The 20,238-nt window shown below is 63.3% G+C and carries 14 protein-coding genes and 1 pseudogene; 10 read left to right on the forward strand and 5 right to left on the reverse strand.

Going from position 1 to position 20,238, the window contains the following annotated elements; all coding sequences use genetic code 11:
- The 4 genes from AAK988_RS06645 to AAK988_RS06660 all read left to right on the forward strand — a co-directional run.
- The coding region (locus AAK988_RS06645) for a L,D-transpeptidase family protein (RefSeq protein WP_369880531.1) at positions 1-950 on the forward strand (950 nt) is incomplete at its 5' end.
- Positions 951-1,091: 141 nt separating this feature from the next.
- The gene (locus AAK988_RS06650) at positions 1,092-3,995 is read left to right on the forward strand and encodes a S8 family serine peptidase (protein WP_369872600.1); all 2,904 of its coding nucleotides are present in this window, start codon (positions 1,092-1,094) and stop codon (positions 3,993-3,995) included.
- A gap of 16 nt (positions 3,996-4,011) precedes the next feature.
- Positions 4,012-4,851: a transglutaminase domain-containing protein gene (locus AAK988_RS06655; RefSeq protein ID WP_369872599.1), complete on the forward strand. Its 840-nt coding sequence runs from the start codon at positions 4,012-4,014 to the stop codon at positions 4,849-4,851.
- Positions 4,852-4,878: 27 nt separating this feature from the next.
- Positions 4,879-6,369: an N-acetylmuramoyl-L-alanine amidase family protein gene (locus AAK988_RS06660; protein WP_369872598.1), complete on the forward strand. Its 1,491-nt coding sequence runs from the start codon at positions 4,879-4,881 to the stop codon at positions 6,367-6,369.
- A gap of 76 nt (positions 6,370-6,445) precedes the next feature.
- Here AAK988_RS06660 and AAK988_RS06665 read toward each other — a convergent pair whose 3' ends face one another.
- Positions 6,446-7,423 carry an acyltransferase gene (locus AAK988_RS06665; protein ID WP_369872597.1) on the reverse strand — a complete coding sequence of 326 codons (978 nt, stop codon included), beginning with the start codon at positions 7,421-7,423 and terminating at the stop codon, positions 6,446-6,448.
- Positions 7,424-7,539: 116 nt separating this feature from the next.
- Here AAK988_RS06665 and AAK988_RS06670 point away from each other — a divergent pair, with 116 nt between their 5' ends.
- Entirely contained in the window at positions 7,540-8,232 is a 693-nt protein-coding gene (locus tag AAK988_RS06670; protein WP_369872596.1) for a flavin reductase, read from the forward strand.
- Between the two features lie 247 nt (positions 8,233-8,479).
- On the forward strand, positions 8,480-9,637 hold the full coding sequence (locus AAK988_RS06675) for an LCP family protein (RefSeq protein WP_369880532.1): 1,158 nt from the start codon (positions 8,480-8,482) through the stop codon (positions 9,635-9,637).
- Between the two features lie 195 nt (positions 9,638-9,832).
- Here AAK988_RS06675 and AAK988_RS06680 read toward each other — a convergent pair whose 3' ends face one another.
- The gene (locus tag AAK988_RS06680) at positions 9,833-10,201 is read right to left on the reverse strand and encodes an Hpt domain-containing protein (protein WP_369872594.1); all 369 of its coding nucleotides are present in this window, start codon (positions 10,199-10,201) and stop codon (positions 9,833-9,835) included.
- Between the two features lie 269 nt (positions 10,202-10,470).
- The gene (gene tgt / locus AAK988_RS06685; protein ID WP_369872593.1) at positions 10,471-11,616 is read right to left on the reverse strand and encodes a tRNA guanosine(34) transglycosylase Tgt; all 1,146 of its coding nucleotides are present in this window, start codon (positions 11,614-11,616) and stop codon (positions 10,471-10,473) included.
- A gap of 292 nt (positions 11,617-11,908) precedes the next feature.
- On the opposite strand from tgt, the gene queA reads away from it, so the two are divergent.
- From queA to AAK988_RS06705, 4 genes are all read left to right on the forward strand, one after another.
- Positions 11,909-13,006 carry a tRNA preQ1(34) S-adenosylmethionine ribosyltransferase-isomerase QueA gene (queA, locus tag AAK988_RS06690; protein WP_369872592.1) on the forward strand — a complete coding sequence of 366 codons (1,098 nt, stop codon included), beginning with the start codon at positions 11,909-11,911 and terminating at the stop codon, positions 13,004-13,006.
- A gap of 349 nt (positions 13,007-13,355) precedes the next feature.
- The gene (locus tag AAK988_RS06695) at positions 13,356-14,585 is read left to right on the forward strand and encodes a hypothetical protein (RefSeq protein WP_369872591.1); all 1,230 of its coding nucleotides are present in this window, start codon (positions 13,356-13,358) and stop codon (positions 14,583-14,585) included.
- A 335-nt stretch (positions 14,586-14,920) separates the two neighbouring features.
- A complete protein-coding gene (locus AAK988_RS06700) occupies positions 14,921-16,561 on the forward strand; it encodes an FAD-dependent oxidoreductase (protein ID WP_369872590.1) in 1,641 nt (546 codons plus the stop codon).
- 185 nt (positions 16,562-16,746) lie between these two features.
- Positions 16,747-18,171, forward strand: coding sequence for a helix-turn-helix domain-containing protein (locus tag AAK988_RS06705; RefSeq protein WP_369872589.1), 1,425 nt, complete (start codon positions 16,747-16,749; stop codon positions 18,169-18,171).
- A gap of 624 nt (positions 18,172-18,795) precedes the next feature.
- Here AAK988_RS06705 and AAK988_RS06710 read toward each other — a convergent pair.
- Both AAK988_RS06710 and AAK988_RS06715 read right to left on the reverse strand, forming a co-directional pair.
- Positions 18,796-19,392, reverse strand: coding sequence for a transposase (locus AAK988_RS06710; protein WP_369872588.1), 597 nt, complete (start codon positions 19,390-19,392; stop codon positions 18,796-18,798).
- 487 nt (positions 19,393-19,879) lie between these two features.
- A pseudogene (locus AAK988_RS06715) lies at positions 19,880-20,020 on the reverse strand (hypothetical protein); the annotation flags it as partial.
- Positions 20,021-20,238 lie beyond the last annotated feature (218 nt).

Raw genomic sequence — 20,238 nt, forward strand, 5'->3', positions numbered from 1 at the left:
ACTTCAACAGCGCCTCGCAGATGCACACGGGGCTGCTCACCTGGAGGGCCGACGGCCTGAAGAGCTACTACGGCAGCGACGGCAAGCGGCTGACCGGTTGGCGCACGGTGGGCGGCAAGACCTACTACTTCAGCCCCTCCACGGGCAAGTCCGTCCGCTGGGAGCAGAGGATCGGCGGCGCGAACTACTACTTCAACAGCGCCTCGCAGATGCACACGGGGCTGCTCACCTGGAGGGCCGACGGCCTGAAGAGCTACTACGGCAGCAACGGCAAGCAGCTGACTGGCTGGCAGAAGATCTCTGGGAAGTGGTACTACTTCAAGCCCTCCGACGGCAAGTCCGTCCGCTGGGAGCAGAAAATCGCGAATCGCTGGTACTACTTCAATGGCGCTTCCCAGATGCATATCGGATGGCTGAAGTGGAACGGCAAGCAGCAGTGGTCCTACTATGACGGCGACGGTGTGCGCTTAAGTGGTACGCAGACCATCGGCGGCTATAAGTACACGTTCGATAAGAACGGTCGCACGACCACGGCGCCAATTACTCGGCCTTACGATGAGTACGTGATGGAAAAGAAGGCTCAGAGCTACTCGAGTTCTACGAACTATCTCATTATGGTAAATAGAAGCACTCATAAGGTCGGCGTCTTCTATAAGCGTTCGGGCCGCTGGGAAATGACTGCCTATTGGGATTGCGTGACGGGCGCACCGAGTACTCCTACTATAACGGGTTCGTTCAAGACCACCGGAGGCAAGCGCTCTTCGCTGAGCACCGATAGCCGTGCAAAGTATTGCACGCAGATAACGGGAGGCTACTTCTTCCATACGATTCTCGCCTCGAACAACGAGCTTGGAAAGAGCCTGTCCCACGGGTGCATCAGAATGTCTTACTCGTCGGCGAAATGGATATACCAGCATATCAACGCTGGTACGCGGGTGGTGATTTACTAGCCGCTAGGCGATTGGCGAAGGAGGGGGCGCTGCTTCCTGGTCGTTGACGATTCTCAATCAGGCGTAAATAAAGTAAAATGCGGGGCGACGAGAGAAGTCGCCCCGTTGTTCTTCTGGGGCGTGTATAGAGAGCGGGATCTTATGAAAAACGCCGATTTCCGCAAGTGGCAGAAGGCCCTCGGGGCGACGCTTTCCGTCTTGCTTGCGTTTACTCTTGCCTGGGCGTCTCCGATGGGCGGTGGGTTCAGCCAGGCGGCCGCCTTGGGGGTTGTCACCGCTGATGCGGTGCCCATGAGCGATGGGGCTGCGTCGGGGGATGAGCAAGCTGCTGGTGAGACGGTTTTGGATGCGGCAGATGGGCTGGAGGCCTCGGGCGTGCCGGATGGGCACGCTTTCGAGCAAGTTGCCACTGGCGCTGAAGGAGGAGAGGCCGAGACTGAAGGGCCTTCTGCGGAACCTGCGTCTGACGCAGAGGCCGTGCTGGCTCAGGCCGACGCCGACGAGGCTCAGCGCGCCGCCGAAGAGCGGGCGGCGGACGTCGATGAACTTGGCTACGTTCCGGGCGAAATTGTCGTCATCTACGAGGAAGACGCCTCGGTTTCAGAGCAGGCCGATGTTGCCGCGGCTATCGGCGCCGAGGGAGAGCCTGAACCGGCGCCCTTCGATAGCGGCGATGCTGCGGTGGTCGACATCGCCGACGAGATCACGGTGGACACCGCCGTGGAAGCGGCCGCTGCCGAAGATGCCGTGAAGTACGCCTTCCCCAATTACGTGGCCAAAAGCTTCGACGAGCCGGTGGCTTCCGCCCAATCGTCGGCGGCATCGCCACTGGCAACTGGCGATGAGCTGGCTAGCCAGCAATGGTATCTGAGCGCCGTAAAAGCCCCGGAAGCGTGGAGTCTGCTGGCGGCTCCGGGGCGCAGCATTGAGCCCGTGAAAGTGGCCGTGCTCGATACGGGCGCGTCTATCAGCCATTCCGATCTGCAGGACTCCATCGATATGAGCCGAAGCGGCGAGGTCGTTTGGGTCGATATGCAGGCGGGCAAGGTGTCCTTCAAGCCGCTCCGAGGCGACGGCTATTTGAACGGCACTAACGAAATGCCCTTCTACAGCACTCATGGCACCCATGTGGTGGGCATCATAGGCGCCAAGGCCGGTAATGGCGGCGTGCTCGGTGTGGCGAGTGGGGGAAGCACAGCGCTCGCCAATAAGATCGTCTCCATTGCGGCGATTGATATCTTCTCCTGCATTGGTGAAAACAACGACGGCACCAAATTCTCCTCCGCGACGGTGCTCGATATCCTTTACGGGCTGGCGAAGGCACGCGATATGGGCTGCAGCGTCGTGAACATGAGCCTGGGTTTTTACACCGACGACGAGACGTGCATCGCGGCGCTCAACGAGAAGACGTCCGAGCTGGACGAACAGGGCGTTGTCCAAGTCTGCGCGGCGGGCAACGATCATACGGCGGCGAAGTCGTACCCGGCCGCCTGCGATGCGACGCTGAGCGTCATCAGCCTTTCGAAGCGCGGCGCTATTCCCAGCAACTCCAGTACCTATTCGATGAAGACGTGGGAATCGGCCGATGGTTACATGCGCTCGTGGTTCTCGAACTACGGAGACTGGTGCGACATTGCGGCGCCCGGTGAGAACATCTTCAGCACGGGTGTGTTTGAGGGCACGTTGAAGAACGGCTATCTGTCCATGAGCGGTACCTCGATGGCGTCTCCGGTGGTGGCTGCGGCGGCGGCGTTGGTGCAGGCTGCCGACCCCGATTTGTCGTCGGCCGAGGTGAAGGGCATTCTGTGCGACACCGCCACGGACATGCATACGGCAGGCAGGGACGGCGAATCGGGTTGGGGCCTGGTGAACGCCGAGGCGGCGGTGGAGGCCGCATTGCCTTCCTCTCAGCCGGAGGGGCCGGGCGTGGAGCCTGATGTTCCCGAAGAGGAGCCGCCTGCGAGTTTAGCGAATGCGAAGCTGGCGGTTCCCTCTCTGGCCTATACCGGCAAGGTGCAGACGCCGGCCGTTTCCGTGACGCTCGGTGGAGCCACGCTGGTACAAGGGCGCGACTATCGTGCGACGATCTCTCCGGCGACGGTAAAAGCGGTCGGCACCTACAGCGTGACAGTGGAGGGCGTGGGGGCCTACCGGGGCACGCTCAAAGGGTCCTTCAAGGTGAATGCCGCCGACATCTCATCGGCGCAAATTCAAGCTATCGGCAGTCAGAACTATACAGGTAAGGCGGTAACGCCTCAGCCCAAGGTAACGTGGCAGGGCACGACGCTGGTGGCGGGAACTGACTACTCGGTGAGCTACGCCAACAACGTGAACGCCGGCACTGCCAAGATGACCATTTCCGGAAAGGGCAACTTCACGGGGACGAAGTCGGTCAATTTCAAAGTCGACCGAAATATTTGGAAGACGGCTGGAGGCAAGACCTACTACTACGGCGCCGACGGACAGCCGGTGAAGTGGGAACAGATGATTGACGGATCGTGGTACTACTTCGACGGCTCCGGCGTCATGCAGACCGGCTGGGTGACCTGGTCCAAGCTCGCCACCAAGAGTTACTTCGACGCGGACGGCCGCGCCCGGACTGGCTGGCACACCCTCGGCGGCAAGACCTACTACTTCGACCCCGCCACCGCCCGCTCGGTGAGGTGGGAGCAAAGGATCGGCGGCAGCTGGTACTACTTCAACGCCGCCTCCGAGATGCAGGAAGGCTGGGCCACCTGGGCAAAGCTCGGCACCAAGAGCTACTTCAACGCTGACGGCAAGGCCCGCACCGGCTGGCACACCCTCGGCGGCAAGACCTACTACTTCGACCCCGCCACCGGCCGCTCGGTGAGATGGGAGAACAGGATCGGCGGGTCGTTCTACTATTTCAACAGCGCCTCGCAGATGCACACCGGATGGCTCACGTGGAGCGCCGACAAGAAGCGCAGCTACTTCGATCCGAAGACCGGGAAGGCCTATGTCGGTTGGCATAAAATCGGCGGCAAGAACTATTATTTCGATCCTTTGACCTACAAAACGCGCTAATTCGAGGAGGAGAGCGATGAAGGGAACGTTTCGAAAGATCGTCGCAGGCGTGATGGCCGTTCTGCTGATGCAACTCTCGCTACCTGTTACTTCGTTTGGTGAAGAGTCTGCCCCACGGGTGGTGCAGGTGATAGGGGCAGATGCTGATGGCGATATGCGCGACACCGAGCAGGAGGGCTCTGTTGCCGAGGCTGCTTCTTTGGCCGGTGATGACGTCGTAACGGTGACGGCCCGTGCCCATAGCGTCGATCCTGACGGATGGAGCGCGACGGTGACCTACGAGAAGCCGCAGGCGGGAGTGCCGACGGAGTTCACGATTTCTGCCGATGGCGGCCCGAAGGGTTCCGGCAGCTACCAGTACCAGCAGGGCTTTATCTACAAGTACGATCCCTATATCTGGATATACGACCCCACTTTCCCTCCTGCAGAGACTTTCCGTGATTCCAATGTGCTGAGCTATCAGTTCGTCGGTGCCGGGCGTTATCAATACCAGTTTGTGGTGCGCGACACGGAGACGGCGCGCTACATGCGGTTCTCCTTCGAGGTCGAAGTCGCCGGCGATGGCTTCATCGATGCGAATGAAAAAGCCAGAGAAATCGTTGCCGAGTGCTTGCCTGACGGAAACGTGGACGACTATGAGACGGCGCTTGTGCTGCATGATTGGATCATCGACAACGTCAGCTATGACCACACATTCAGGAACATGAGCGTCGATCGGGCGCTCTCGGGCATGGCGGTCACTTGCGAGGGCTATCACGCCGCCTACGTTAAGCTCCTTGAGGCGGCAGGCATGGAAACGGGCCGCATCGAAGGGGGCGGTCATGTGTGGACGGCTGTGAAGATGGACGGGAAGTGATATCACGTCGACACGACCCACGACGATGTGAAAGACAGCCTCACGGGCGCCGATATCCCGGGCTTCCTCTCGAAGGAGCAGCAGGCACATCTCCTGTTTGGCCTCGATGACGCAACTATGGAGTTAGCGAACGCCGGCTATCATGGGCCGACGGCCGGTTTTGAGGCGGATTCGCTCGAGAACAACTACTTTATCAAAACAGGCGATATCGCCGAGTGGTCTGATCCTGTTGTGACTCAGATTTTGGGGAAGCTTAATCAGAAGGAGACCTCCTTCACCTTAACCCCGACGAACGCGGGTTGGGCCCAGGACAGCTACCGGAATGTCGTCAACAACTTGGTGGCTTACGAGCTGAACCAAGCTGAATGGACGACGGATAACCAGCAAGCCGATGCTATCGTGCGTATCGATTACGCCGACAACAAGTTTGCTGTGAATACGTTTACGGTGCTTGCATCTGCGCCGACTGTGGTTCGGAACCTGACCTACAACGGCGCCAGCCAAGTCGGTCTGGCGGTTCCCTCTGTGGGGTCCTATGCCCTTTCTGGAACAACGAAGGCCGTCGATGCGGGGACGTACACGGCGACGGTTGCTCCTGGTGCTGGTTACGCATGGGACAAGTTGGGGGATAAAACAGCGCGGAGCTACCAGTGGACGATTGCACCCGCCTCAATTGCTTCAGGCGCGGTTTCCGTGTCGGGTGTCAAGGCCTCTTACGAGCATACGGGTTCTCCCATTCGCCCTAATGTGACGGTAACGCATAATGGCCGCACGTTGAAAGTGGGGACGGACTACCAGGTATCTTATGGCGAGAACACTCAGGTCGGAAAGGCGACGGTGACCATTCGAGGAGCGGGTAAAAATTACTCCGGGAGCAGAACCGTCTCTTTCGATATCGTAACTCCTCGCAATGTGTGGAGAACTGTCGGCGGCAAGACCTACTACTACGGCGCCGACGGGCGGCCGGTGAAGTGGGAGCAGAAGATCGGGGGCCACTGGTACTACTTCAACGGCTCGGGTGTCATGCAGACCGGCTGGGTGACCTGGTCCAAGCTCGGCACCAAGAGCTACTTCAACGACGACGGCAAGGCCCGCACCGGCTGGCACACCCTGTGGGGCAAGCGGTACTACTTCGACCCGGCCACCGCCCGCTCCCTGCGGTGGGAGCAAAGGATCGGCGGCTCGTTCTACTACTTCAACGCCGCCTCGCAGATGCACACCGGTTGGCTCATTTGGAGCACCGACAAGAAGCGTAGCTACTTCGACGCCAACGGCAAGGCCCTTACCGGCTGGCAGACCATTGGCGGTAAGCGCTATTACTTCGATCCAGTAACCTATAAGACTGATGGTACCGTGGCGCAAAGCGTTACGGGCTCAAAAGCTGTGGTGTACTGGGTCGCCGACGGAGAGGTCTACCACACGACGAAGGACTGTGTCTCGCTTAAACGCTCCACGAACATCAAGAGCGGCACGGTAGCGCAATCGGGAAAGAAGCGCGTCTGCAAAAATTGCGGATAGGGAAAGCGGGGGCTTTCTATTCTGTCTTGGCTTCCTCGGCTGCATTCCGAACGAGCGGTTTCTCAATCTGTGGGAGTCACCCGCTCGAGATGCTCAGTTGCTCGCCCCAGCGCTGCTCAACCCACCTCATCACGGGCCGTTCCAGCACGCGAATCCTCGCGAGGTCGATGGCCGCATCCATGGCGTACGCCCATGCCAGATGCGGCCACAGCCACGCGCGCATGATGGGGTTGTCGTGGATGAGGTAGACGCCGAGTGCTCCTTTCGCCGCGGTGTTTACCCAGCGGATAGACGGCATTTTCCATTCGGCAAACAGGCCAAAGAGGCCCAGCGACGCGGCGAAGGTTGGCACCATGAACTGCCAGATGAAGTAGTCGGGCAGCACGTAGTCGAACCCGAAGGCGCGCTGCGCCCAGCCGATCGCGGCCATCGAAGCCCATACGAACAGCACGCCGCCCGCGAGAGCGCAGGCATTGCCGCGACGCGTCCACAGCGGGCGGTCGCGCAGCCAGCCGCCCATGAGGTACAGGTAGAAGAACCACGCCAGATCGCTGCCGATGGGATTGTAGGTGGTGATCGTCGGGATGGCGGATAGCACTACGAAGCCGATGGCCATGAGGCTTCTGCGTCCGCTGTCGCCCAGATTCCGGTACAGAACGTTGAGGAACGGGCTCGCCGCCATGAGCGCCAGATAGCACGTGATGAACCAGTATTCTCCCGAGGTGACGGGTGTCACGGCCTTGCGCAGCCGCTCGGGCGTGATGAGGTCGGGCTGGGCGATGGCGAATATCGCAAGAATTGCGAATGAGTAGAACCGCGTCTGCAGCACCACGCGCAGCAGCGACTGCACCTTCAGACGCCCGTGCGCCATGAAATACCCCGTGATGAGCACGAAGCAGTTCACGCCGATCTTTCCTCCGAAGCTCAGCATCTCTACGGCGGTGTCGGAGGCAAGTGGGCCACCTTCCGGCCACGCGCCGTGCACGCTGAAATGGAACATGGCGATGAGTACCATGCTCACGATGCGCAGAAGTTCGATATTTGAGTTACGCATAGGTCTCCTTGGGCGGTTTTGCCGGCGTGACGAAGTATAATCGAGCGAGTCATCGTATCCAATGCCCTCGGGATGGCCTTCGGGTTCAGTCCTCGGGCTTGCAGAAAGGACGTTTCATGATCGATCGCAAGGCATTCCGCTCCCTGTCTTCGGGGCTCTACCTCATCACGGCCAAGGCGGGCGATGCGCGCTGTGGCTGCGTGGTGAACACGCTCGTGCAGGTAGCGAGCGATCCGGCCACGCTGTCGGTGTCGCTGAACAAGGAGAACGCCACCACCGCCGCCATCTTGGAGTCGGGCCGTTTCGCCGCCACGGTGCTCGCCGAGGACACGCCCATGGAGCTCATCGGCACCTTCGGCTTCCACACCTCCGCTGACACTGACAAGTTCGCCGCCTGCGAGCACGCCGTCGACGGTACGGAGGTGCCCTACGTGACCGAGCACGGCCTGGCGCGCTTCTCCGTCTCCGTCACCGAGACCATCGATGTGGGCAGCCACTACCTGTTCGTGGGCGTCGTGGAAGAGGCCGAGGTGCTCGCTGCCGGCGACCCGCTCACCTACGCCTACTACCACGCCGTGAAGGGCGGCAAGACCCCGCCCAAGGCCGCCACCTACAACAACGGCGACGAGGCGGCGGTCCCCGGCGTCACCGAGACGGCCGCCGGCGCGCCCGAGGCCGGCAAGAAGATCGCCTGGCGCTGCACCATCTGCGGCTACATCGAGGAGGGCTACCCGGACGGCCTGCCCGAGGGCTACATGTGCCCCATCTGCGGCGCCCCCCGCGAGATGTTCGAGCGCGTGGAGCTGTAGAAGGCGCCGCTCATCTTCCTTGCGTGGATCTGCAGCGAGTCTATAAGCCCACCGTAGGGGTCGATCTCGGTCGGCCCTCCCGAGTGGGGGAGTCTCGCTTGCGGTGAGGGGCGACCAAGGTCGCCCCCTACGGAGGCTTCCGAGGCCTGACGGCTTGATCTCCGTTCGTTGAGGCTCGAGTCTCTCCCTGCGCGCTATAATTGTTCGTCGATGTGTCAATTAGGCTGAGCGTGCTCAAGGAGACTCTATGGACGAGACGTTGGCGGTGGGGGAGCGGGGGAGACCGATCGAAGAGGAGGACGGCCCCGAGGAGTACGTCCCGGTTCGATGGACGCGGAAGAAGATCGCGCTGGCCGCGGCGATCGGCGTTGTTGTGGCGGCGCTCTCCATCGGCTGCGCAGCGGCGCTGTACCTGCACACCCTCGACTTGGCCCTCAGCGGCGGCATGGACGCCGCCCAAAAGGACGACCTCGCCGAGGCGCTGCAGCCGCCGAAGCCCAAAGTTGCCGCATCCGAGGCGGCGGCTGCGGAAGCCGACGAGCCAGCCTCTTCCGCCTACTACGTGGCCATTCTCGGCTGCGATGCGCGTCCGAACGAGACTATCGCCCGCTCGGATGTCACCATGCTCGCGCGCGTCGACACCGAGACGGGCGTAGTTCACCTCGTTTCGGTGCCCCGCGACATGATGGTGGAAATCGAGGGCCACGGCACCCAGAAGATCAATGCCGCTCTGGCCTTCGGCGGCCCGGCCGGCGCCGTGCGGGCGCTGTCGGCCTTCGCCGGCGTCCCCATCACCCATTACGTCGAGCTGCGCTTCGAGCAGTTGGTGGAGCTGGTGGATCGTCTCGGCGGCGTCACCGTGGACGTCCCCGAGGGCTTCACTTCTGACACGAGCGGCATCACGCTGGCGGCCGGCACCCAGACGCTCTCCGGGGAAGAGGCCCTCGCCTTTGCTCGCGAGCGTTACGCCGTCTCCTCCGGCGACTTCAGCCGCGCCGCCGCCCAGCGGGCCATCATCTCCGCCATCGCCGATGAGGTTCTCGCCTCCCCGCCGACGGGGCTGCCCTCCCTGGTGGGCTCGCTCGCCTCCTGCGTGACCACCGACTATACCGTGGCCGAGCTGGTCGATACGGCCCTCGTCCTGAAAGACACGGGCGCCACGGTGTACTCGGCCGCCTGCCCCAGCTACTCCTTCGGCGAGGGCGGCATCAGCTACGTCGGCACGATGTACGACGAGTGGCGCGCCATGATGCAGCGGGTAGACGCGGGGCTCGACCCCGCCGACGAGTCTGTGGAAATCCCCGAGCCCCAGGCCAGCGACGAGGATCTTGGCGCCGCCACCAACGCCTGCTCCCCGCGCGACTATTCCGGCCACGTCGACCAAGCCGGCTTCAAGGACAACTAAGGACGGATTGGCCGCGCCGTATCTGTAGGGGCCGACCTTGGTCGGCCCTCCCAAGCGGGGGAGTCTCACTTGCGGTGAGGGGCGACCAAGGTCGCCCCCTACGGAGGGTGCCGCACTCGCTTCATGCTCCAAACTAGAAAAACCCCGGCGACTTCCATCGCCGGGGTTTAGCTCGCAGGAGGTTGCGTCGGGCGCCTACAGCGTGCCGTCGCGCCAGTCTTCCAAACCCTCGATAACCAGCTTGTGGGCGCGCTCCACTTCGGGGAGGTGCTTGGCGGCCGCCTCGTACTCGCCGGCGTACAGCGCATCGGAGACGAGCGCCGCGCACTCGTAGAGATCCTTGAACGAGAGGTTCCCCGCCACGCCCTTCAGCGCGTGGGCCTGGCTGTAGCCCTCCGAGTAATCCTTGGCCTCCATGGCGGCCTGAAGCGCCACCAGATGACCGTCGTCCAAATACTTCAGCGCCAGGCGTTCGTACAGCTCGGCATTGTCGCCGAAGCGATCCATGGCGTCCACGTAATCGATGCCGAAGGGACGAAGCTTGTCTGCGATCTGATCGGTCATGATCGCTCCTTTCCCGTGCATATTCCGGCGCCCGCGCCCCTCTCTCCTCTTCTTCGGACGGCAGTCGCGTTGGTAATTCTGCTGCACAGTGTAGTCCCACGTCACGAAGCTGTCAGCGCACGGGCCTAGCCGTTTACGTTTCGTAGCCACTTGTCAACAAGCTGTAATCTGAATTTTGACGAATCGTCACCACTACCGAGCCCAGATGTGATATTGACGCCGGTCAATAACGTTTGCCGAAGTCAGATGCAGAAAACTTGCGTCGCTTCCTAGTAGTCCGCCGCCGCGTCGCTTTCCATCCACTGCTCGAAGAACTCCTCGTAGGCGTCGGCGAGCACGGCTTCCCGCGCGCGGCGCATGAGATCCAGCAGGAAGTGCAGGTTGTGCACCGACAGCAGGATGGCGCCGAGCATCTCGTTCTGCTTTACGAGGTGCCGGATGTAGGCGCGCGTGTGGTTGCGACAGGTGGGGCAGTCGCAGGCGGGGTCGAGCGGCGTGAAGTCGCGGGCGTACTTGGCGTTGCGCATATTCATGCGGCCGGCGCTGGAGAACGCCGTGCCCATGCGGGCCGTGCGGGTGGGCAGCACGCAGTCGAACATGTCGACGCCCTCGCGCACCGCGCGCACGAGCGTGGTGGGGTTGCCCACACCCATGAGGTAGCGCGGCCGGTCGTCCGGGCAGGCGCGGGCCACCTCTCCCAGGGTCTCGAACATCACCTCGTGGTCCTCGCCCACGGAGTAGCCGCCGATGCCGTAGCCGCCGAAGCGCCGACCGCCCGCAGTCAGCGACTCCTCTTCAATCTCGCGCAGCCGCCGCACGCTTTCCAAGCGCAAATCCAGGTGCATGCCGCCCTGCACGATGCCGAAGAGCGTCTGGTCGGGGCGCGTATGGGCCGCCAGGCAGCGACGCGCCCAAGCGCTGGAGTAGTCCACGGCGCGCGCCACGAACTCGCGGGTGGCGGGGTAGGGAGCGCACTGGTCCAGCTGCATGGCGATGTCGGCACCGATGAGCTCCTGGATGCGCATGTTCTCCTCGGGCGTCCAGTGGATCTTGCTGCCGTCGTAGATGGACTGGAACGTGACCCCGTCGTCGGAGAGCTTCACGGTGTCGGCGAGGCTGAATACTTGGAAGCCGCCGGAGTCGGTGAGCATGGGGCCGTCGTAGTTCATGAAGCGGTGGATGCCCCCGGCCTCGGCCACCAGCTCCGCGCCGGGGCGCATGGCCAAGTGATAGGTGTTCGCGAGCACCACCTGGCTGCCGAGCTCGCGCAGCTGGTCGGTGGTGACCCCCTTTACCGTGGCGGAGGTGCCCACGGGCATGAACATCGGGGTGTGGAAATCGCCGTGGGCGGTGGTGTAGGTGAGCGCGCGGGCGTGCCCGCTGGTAGCGTCGCATGTGCAATCGAATAGTGCCAAAATCGTTCCTTCTATCCGTGAAATACCGGTAGAGCCGGAGGCCGAGGGGGTGCTCACAGACCTCTGATCGCCCCCCGGAGAACGCGATCGTCAAGAATCAGCTTCCACTTCAGCAGCAGCGATGCCGGGATGGTACCCGCCTATGTGCGTCATCTTCGCTGATTCTTTTATCGCGTTCGGAGGGGGATAAAGCGATCAGCGGGCTGCGAGCACCCCCTCGGCCTCCGGCCCCCGCGAGTTGAGTTGGGTCATGGTAGTATAGCGCCTGCATGCATTCAAAGGAGCGCTTTTCATGAGAACCGATGATTTCGACTACAACTTGCCCGAAGAGCTTATCGCTCAGGAGCCGGCGGCCGTGCGCGACGAGTGCCGGCTGCTCGTGATGGACCGCAAAAGCGGGGAAGTGGAAGATCGCATCTTCAAGGACATCATCGAGTACCTGCGGCCGGGCGACCTGCTCGTGGCCAACGAGACGCGGGTCATGCCGGCGCGCCTGCTCGGCGCCAAGCGGGGCACGGGCGGGGCGGCCGAGGTGTTTCTGCTGCGCGAGTGCGGAGGCCCCGAGCCGCGGACGAACCGCGTGGCCTTCTGGGAGGTGCTCGTGCGGCCGGGCAAGCGCCTGAAGCCGGGCGCCGGGGCCGTGGTGGATTTCACCGATGCTGCAGGTGAGGTGGCGCTCTCCGCCGAGATCATCGATTGGGCCCGGGACGGCCAGCGCGGCGAACGCGTCGCGCGGCTTTCCACGACGCTGCCGTCGCTTGACGAGGCCCTGCATGCTGTGGGGCACACGCCGCTGCCTCCCTACATACGCGACTACGCCGGCGACGAGGAGCTGTACCAGACGGTGTACTCGCGCCGGGAAAGCTCGGCGGCCGCTCCCACAGCCGGACTGCACTTCACGCCCGAGCTCATCGAGCGTTTGCGCGAGCGCGGCATCGGCTGGGCCACGGTGGAGCTGGAGGTGGGTCTGGACACTTTCCGCGTGGTGGACGAGGACGATCCGGAGAAGCACCACATTCACACCGAGTTCTACACGGTGCCCCAGGCCACCGTGGATGCCGTGAACGCGACCCACGCCGCGGGCGGCCGCGTCATCGCCGTGGGCACGACGAGCGTCCGCAGCTTGGAAAGCGCTTGGGATCCCGAGGCCGACGACGGCCGGGGCGCTCTTGCCGCCCGCGATCGTGAGGCCACGAGCCTCTACATCCTGCCGGGCTACGAGTTCCACGTGGTGGACGCCCTCATCACCAACTTCCACGTGCCGCGCTCCACGCTCATGATGCTCGTCTCCGCCTTCAGCACCCGCGAGAACATCCTGGCCGCCTACCAGCACGCCATCGACGAGCGCTACCGCCTCCTCTCCTTCGGCGACGCCATGTTCTTGCATTAAACGCGTTTGCAGCTCGCCTGTTCATGTCGAGCGGTTCCCTGTTTCCCTTTGTCTGGCTTGCAAAATGCGATTTTAGGGACGGCCGTCCTTCGGCGAGGCGACCGCCCTCCTTCGGCGATGTCGCGTTGTGTGCAAATCCGCGGGTCCCTTCCCCCACCGCGCGGGGCATCTCGACCTCTTGCTTGCGTTGGCGCGCAAAACTGCGGACGCTGCTTGCTGAAATGGCTTGAAAATCACGAAACATCGGCGTCGGAGGCGAAAAACGCGTTTCGTTGTAATACGCTACCTGGGAAAACTTCGCGAATCGAGGCGTAATCGTCCTTTTATGGGCGTCGACTGCTGATCTTTCGTGTTTTTCAAGCCATTTCAGGCGATTGAAGCGCTGATTTTCTTCTGCATTCCGATCTTTCGTCATTTTCAAGCCATCATGCCAGCTTTGCGCGGAGAAGGTGGCGTATGGGCGACGCGGGGGCTCTGTGCCGGCAGCAGGGCACTCGCTCGGCAAAAGATGATACATTTGCTTTCAGCAGAGGATATTTCATGTATCGCGTTATTCCGAGAACACGTGGCGAGCAGAGGTCTTAGAATGCCGCGAATGCGGTTGATCCTCTTTGGCATATCGGCTTTCTCCTACTGGCTTTGCGCGCCGTCGGCGCCCGATGCCTCGTGCAAGGTGTCGGCGAAAATTCTGAAGAATTGCGAGCCCGTCCTTGAAGCACTGCGCCATTTGGAAGGAATCTTCCCGTTCCTGCCCCGGCCGCATCATGTCTCTACGACGTCTCATACCAAAAGGCCGTTGTCGGAAGCGATCTGCCATCTCATGGTTCGCATGCCGAAGGGAAAGGACTTCTGCCGCGTGGAAAGCGGCGTGTTCGTCTCCTGTCCCGAGCTGTGCTTCGTGCAGCTTGCGCAGTCGCTCTCCTTTCACGAACTCGTTCGGGCGGGCAATGTGCTTTGTGGGCGTTTCTACCTCGACGCCGGGAAGGGCGGCGAGCTTGGGCAACGCGAGCCCCTTGCCTCGAAGCGGCGCATTGAAGCGTTCCTTCGCGCCAACCCCGGAATCAAGGGCGTGAAGGAGGCTCGTCGGGCGCTCCCGTGGGTTACGGAAGGTGCGGCCTCTCCCCCAGAGGCGTTTCTCGCCATGGTGTTTGGGCTGCCTTACCGCTATGGCGGCTTTCAGCTCTCAGACCTTGCGGTAAACCGGCGGTTGCGGTCGAGCCACAAGGCTCAGCAGATAGCACGCCGCACCACGCTCGTCCCTGATATCCTCTTTGCTGATGCTCGCCTTGCGATCGAGTACGACTCAACGGCCGAGCACACCAGCTCTTCACAGTTGACGAGAGACGCCCAGAAGCGCCTGGCGCTGGAGGCGGGGCAGATTGGCAGCTCGGGCGAGATGCGGCGTGTTGCCGAGCAGTGCTATCGCCGGCGGGGCAAAAGATTTCGCCCCCCAAAGCAAGGAATTCACAAATCAGCAAGCTCTCCTGTTCCGCATGGGCTGGTCGTTGGAGGATTACTGTCTCAAAGAGCAGCCTCGCTAGGTGCTTTTCAAGAAAATAGTTTTCCCAGTTCAGAGTAAAGGATTAGGGAAAAGATTACGAGAATAATCTTTTTCTCGCTCGCTTTCCGATGCGCGATGGCGCGGCGGCGTCCATAGTGGGGATCGTCACGGGGCGCCGAGCCCGCACACCAGTTGAAGGTTGTCGCGGGGTGCCGTACTCGGGCGGCAGCTGGAAGGCTGCCCGAGTGCGAGAGCGGCGGTGAAGGCCGCGGTCGTGGTTCCCCGGACGGCATCTGTCAAGGAGGGCGCGCGGCGCCCGACAAAGCGCAGGGCGCGAAGGAGCGCCCGGCGCAAGGAGAGGCACGAGGGCGCATGAGAGGCGTCCCGCGCAACGGAAAGAGAGGGAGTTCACCATGACCACCACCGTTACTCGTCGCGATCTGTTCAAGTTCGGCGGCCTGGCCGCGCTCGGCGTGGCCGGCGCCAGCACGCTCGCCGGCTGCGGCCAGCCCAAGACCGTCGCCGAGGCCGCTGCCGAGAAGGGCCTGGCCGACACGGGCGCCTCTGCTGGCCCCGCGTTCCTCGCGCCGCAGGAGCCCATCACCGAATTCGCCGAGACCCACGAGTACGACGTCGTCGTGGTCGGCGCCGGCGAGTCGGGCCTGTCCGCCGTGCACACCGCGCTCGAGGCCGGCGCGCGCGTGGCCTGCGTGCAGAACATCAACGCCGCCCAGACCACCGGTAACATGGCCGCCTCCATCGACCTCACCCAGACCGACGAGGCCGCCGTCCAGGCCTGCGTGAGCTTCATCAATTGGAAGAGCGACTACCGCTCCAACCGCGGCCTCGTGAACATCTGGGCTCACAACTCCCAGGAGGCTCTCGCCTGGTGGGCCGAGGAGGCGGCGAAGGGCGGCGTGGAAAGCAAGCCCCACGACGCGGTGCTCTCCTACAACGGCTACGACATCCACCTGCACGCCAACACCTACTTCCACGTGGAGGGCAACCACAACGCCGCCGCCACGGTGATCGCCGAGAACCTGGCCGCCGCCGGCGCCGAGTTCTTCTACAACATGCCCTGCAAGCAGCTGGCCACTGACGAGTCTGGCGCGGTCACGGGCGCCATCTGCGAGGATGCCGACGGGGCGCACCACCTGTTCACGGCGACCAAGGGCGTTATTCTGGCCTGCGGCGACTACTCCTCCAACCAGGAGATGCTCGATTACTACGCGCCGGATACCAAGGGCTTCTCGCTGTTCACCGACTTCCGCGACGGCAGCGCGCTTGTGGCCGGCATGAACGCCGGGGCCATCATGACGCCGCACACCCACACCAAGATGATCCACGACGAGCCGGCGGCCGTGCGCCTGGAGATGCCCTTCCTCTTCGTCGACCAGGAGGGCAACCGCTTCATGGACGAGACCTGCTGCCGCATGGGCTACATGAACAACTTCGCCCGCCCGTATTTGGCGAAGGCTGGCTTCACCGACTCCACGGCAGCGAAGTTCTTCAGCCTGGTGCCCGCGAACTGGGAGAGTTTCTACGAGGAGTGGAAGGCCGCCAGCCCCTACGACATCTCCCAGTACAACGGCGACAACAAGGTGAACCCCGAGAAGTGGATCACCGCCGATACCATCGAGGGTTTGGCCGAGGCCATGAACGCCTACGCCGCCGAGAACGATTGGAAGCTCACGAACATCGACGCCGCCGTGCTGGCCGACACCGTGGCCCGCTACAACGAGCTGTGCGCCGCCGGCCGCGACGAGGACTTCGGCAAGGCCGCCAAGTACCTCGTGCCCATCGAGGGCGGCCCCTACTACGCCATCCCCCGCGGCTCCAACAAGCTGCCGGCCATCCTGGGAGGCCTCGTGGTCGATAGCAACCACCAGTGCCTGAACGGGGAGTTCGAACCCATCAGCGGCCTGTACGCCGTGGGCAACGCCTCGGGCCAGTTCTTCGGCGGCGTGGATTATCCCATGGACATCGAGGGCCTCTCCATCGGCCGCGCCATCACCTCGGGCTACTACACCGGCCGTTTGGTGGCGAGCCTGTAGGCCACCTGTCGTTTCGCCCTCCCGTGCCCGGCCGACGCTCCCTCCCCGTCGGCCGGGCCTTCTGCGTGCGGCCCTTGGCGGCTCTTGCGGCCCCTTGCGGCCCTAGTGGCCCCGATGCCGCAAAGGCCTCGGGAAAGCGCCGACCCGGCCGCCGGCCGGCCCCGTCACCTGCTATAATGGCCGCCATGGGGAACCTGTTGAAGGACATACGGAAGGGGAGGGAAGACCGCTCCCTGTACCTGCGGGGCATTCTGCCCTACCTGTTTGCGCTCGGCTGCGCCCGCGCTTGGGTGACGCTGGCCGTGGCGGCGCCGGCCCTCGCGCTGCCGGCCGCCTTCGATCTGCACGACGTCTTCGATTACGCCTTCTGCCTGGTCTCCATCGCGGTGGCGCTCGCCGCGCGCCGCCTTCTGCCCCTGAACGCCACGGCGCTGATGGTCGCGGCGTCGGCGGCGCTGATGGTCGCGGCGTCGCTGTGCCTCATCGCGGTCGGCACCGGCCTGGTCGCAGGGCCGGCGGCCATTGCGCTGGTGGCCGCGGGCGCGGCGGCGGGAGGCGCGGGCTTCGGCCTCTTCCTGCTTTTGTGGGCCGAGGTCTTAAGCTGCATCTCGCTCATCCGCATTTTCCTGTACACGACGGCCTCCCAGCTGGTGGCCGTCGTCTGCGTGTTCTTCTGCGACGGCCTGGACGATTTGCGCGTGGCCTGCGCTTTGGTGATCCTGCCGCCGGTGGCGCTGCTCTGCCTGCGCCGTGCCTTCTCGGCGCTGCCCGTCGCCGATCGCCCCTCGCCGGTCATTCCGAAGTTCACCTACCCGTGGAAGATCTTCGTGCTTCTGGCCCTGTACTCCTTCGCCTACGGGCTGCGCCAGCACCAGCTGGCGGCCGGCGCCTGCATGCACTCATCGGTCTCGACGGCCATCGTCATGGCGGTGCTGTTCGCGAGCGCCTACTTCTTCTCGAACCGCTTCAACATCGGCACGCTGTACCGCTCGCCGCTCGTGCTCATCGTGTGCGGCTTTCTGCTCGTGCCCGTCGAGGGCGTCTTCGGCACGGCGGTGTCCAGCTACCTCATCTCCATGAGCTACTCGCTCGTGGGCATCATCGTGGCGCTGCTTCTGTACGACATCGCCAAGCGCCTCGGGGTCACGGTCGTCATCTTCGCCGCCATCAAAGGTGCCGAGCAGGTGTTCGTCATCTGGGGCAAGGGGGTCGCCGAGGCCATGGCTGCCGCGGGCATGAACGCCGGCGCCCAGGACGCGGTCATCGCGGTTGCGGTGGTGGCCATGATGCTGGCGGCCACGCTCATCCTGCTGTCCGAGAAGGAGCTGGCGAGCCGCTGGGGCGTGCGCATCCTGGACGCGGGCGGTCTCGTGGAGAAGACCCCGGAAGAGTTGCGGCGCGACGAGCGGGCGGCTGAGCTGGCCGAGCACGCCCGCCTCACCCCGCGGGAGACCGAGATCCTGACGCTGGTGGCTCAGGGCAAGAACGGCCCGGCCATCATGCAGGAGCTGTTCATCGCCGAGGGCACCTTCAAGGCTCATATGAGCCACATCTACGAGAAGTGCGGCGTCGCGAACCGCCGCGAGCTCGTGGCGCTGTTGGGTGCGTGATAGGGCGTCATCGCCGCAACCTGCCGGCCCTCGGATGGCTTGGAAATCACGAAACATCGGCGCTAAAAGCGAAAAAGGCGTTTCGTTGTAATACGTCACCTGGGGAAACTTCAGAAAAATGAAGGAAATAGCCTGCCGAGAGGCGCCAATCGCCGATGTTTCGTGATTTCCAAGCCATTTTGGACGATCGTAGGGTTCGTTTCCCTCTGTATTCCGATGTTTCGTGATTTCCAAGCCAACTCTCAAGCCAGATTGATAGCTTGCGGCCTTGAGGCGAAGGCGGGTGTATTCGTTTGGCGCTCTCGTCGCCGGGTGGAGGGGTCTTCTGGCGTTGGAGCACGCTCGTTTCACGGGTTCGCCGCCGAGCGGAGGAGCGTTGTGACGTTGGGGCGCGCCCCTGAGGCTCTCGAGGCGGGTTGATTCGCGAAGTTAGCCGAACGGCCCACTTTGCTCGGGAGCTTCGGATGCATTCTCGGACTCAGCCCAACGCCTTCACGGCGAAAAAGGATGCGTTTCGAGCGTTCGGCTGAGTCTGGAGAGCGTACACGAGCAAGGGTCCGCGAATCGGCTCCAGACCCAGCTGAACGCCTGTGGTCGGCGCGTATTCGGTTGCCTGCCTCGTCCTTAAGCCAAAGGCCCGAGCCCCCTTTCTGCCCGTTGGGCGTTCACGGCGTCGAGCGTCAGCGCGAGCGCATCGAAGGGAATCTCTTCCATCCCCAGGGCGACGCAGAGAGCATCGCGGGCTTCTTCGTCGGCGGCTCGCAGCATCCCCAAAGGGGACATGCCCATGAGGGACGGACGGGGCTGGGAGTTGACGTGCGACATCACGAAGGCGTAATCCCTCTCGGTGAGATCGTCGAAGGAGATCCCGCGACGCTTGGGCAGCATCTTGCGAAGCTCCACGTGGTTGCGCTCGCATGCGCCCTTCTGCTGGGATGCGCGCACGTCGCAGTAGTAGACTTTGCAGCGGGCATCGCCTCCGAACGCCGACGCCTCGATCGCCGCCGTGTCGGCGAACTCGACCCCGTTGTCGGTCAGGATGATGCCGAACAGGCGCTTGAACGGATGCTTTCCCATCGCGCGTTCGAGCGAGTCGAGCGCGGATGCCACCGCGCCCGACGCCTTCTTGGGCAGCAGCAGGACGGGCTGTACCTTGCACGGTCGCAGGAACAGGGTGAGCAGGCACTGCTCGTCGCGCGCCTTGCCGAGCACGGTGTCCATCTCGCACGCCCGGGCGCGCTGCTCTTCGGGCAGAGCGCAGAACGCCGCGTAGGAGCGCTCTTCTCCGTGCGAGGTCGGCCTGCGCTCGCTCTGCCCTTTGCGCGGTCTGTAGCCGACCCGCCGTCAGATGCGGCTTGGCCAGGCAGATCTGCTCGGGGGACTTGCCGTCCAGGATGGCCGAGCGGATCTCGAAGGCGATCCTCTCGAAGTCCTCCTCGCGGCGGTTGATGCCGCGCCTGGACTCCGATCGCGTCTTCTCGGAGGCGGCCTGCGCCAGGGCCGCCTTGTACTCCATGCGCTGCCTGCGCCCGCACTTCCTGGTATAGGCCGTGCAGCCGTTGCAGGTCCAGGGCCAACGCAACAGGTGAGAGCAGGAGACGTCCTCCGGATCCGACGGCACGATCTCGCCGCGGCGCTCTCCGTCCTTCCAGGTGCGGTGGCGCCTCACCTCTTCGGTCACGGCCGCGGGCGAGCGCCCGATCGACCTCGCTATCTCGCGGCAGCCCTTCCGCTTGCCCAACCCGTTCTGGATCGCTTCCCGGTCGGCCTTGTCGATGCGGCAGTAAGCCCTGTTATCGCCATCCACGATGGCCCCTTCCCGCAGGTTGGATCCGCACCGCATCCCCATGCCGCAGCGTCGGTCCTGCAAGGGCCATTCTCATACTCAGCTGAACTGTTCAGCTGAGTGCGGAGGAATCCTCGCTCTGGAAGGGGCCGTTCGGCTAACCTCGCAAATTGACTGGCTCTCGAGGCGCTCCCGATTATGCCGCATTAGTTGTCGTGATGTCAGAATTGGGCTTTGACCTTCGGTTCATTTATGGCACAATAGGCAAGTTAACGCAAAAG

The organism is Adlercreutzia muris (assembly GCF_041223505.1).
Taxonomy (GTDB): Bacteria; Actinomycetota; Coriobacteriia; order Coriobacteriales; family Eggerthellaceae; genus Adlercreutzia; species Adlercreutzia muris.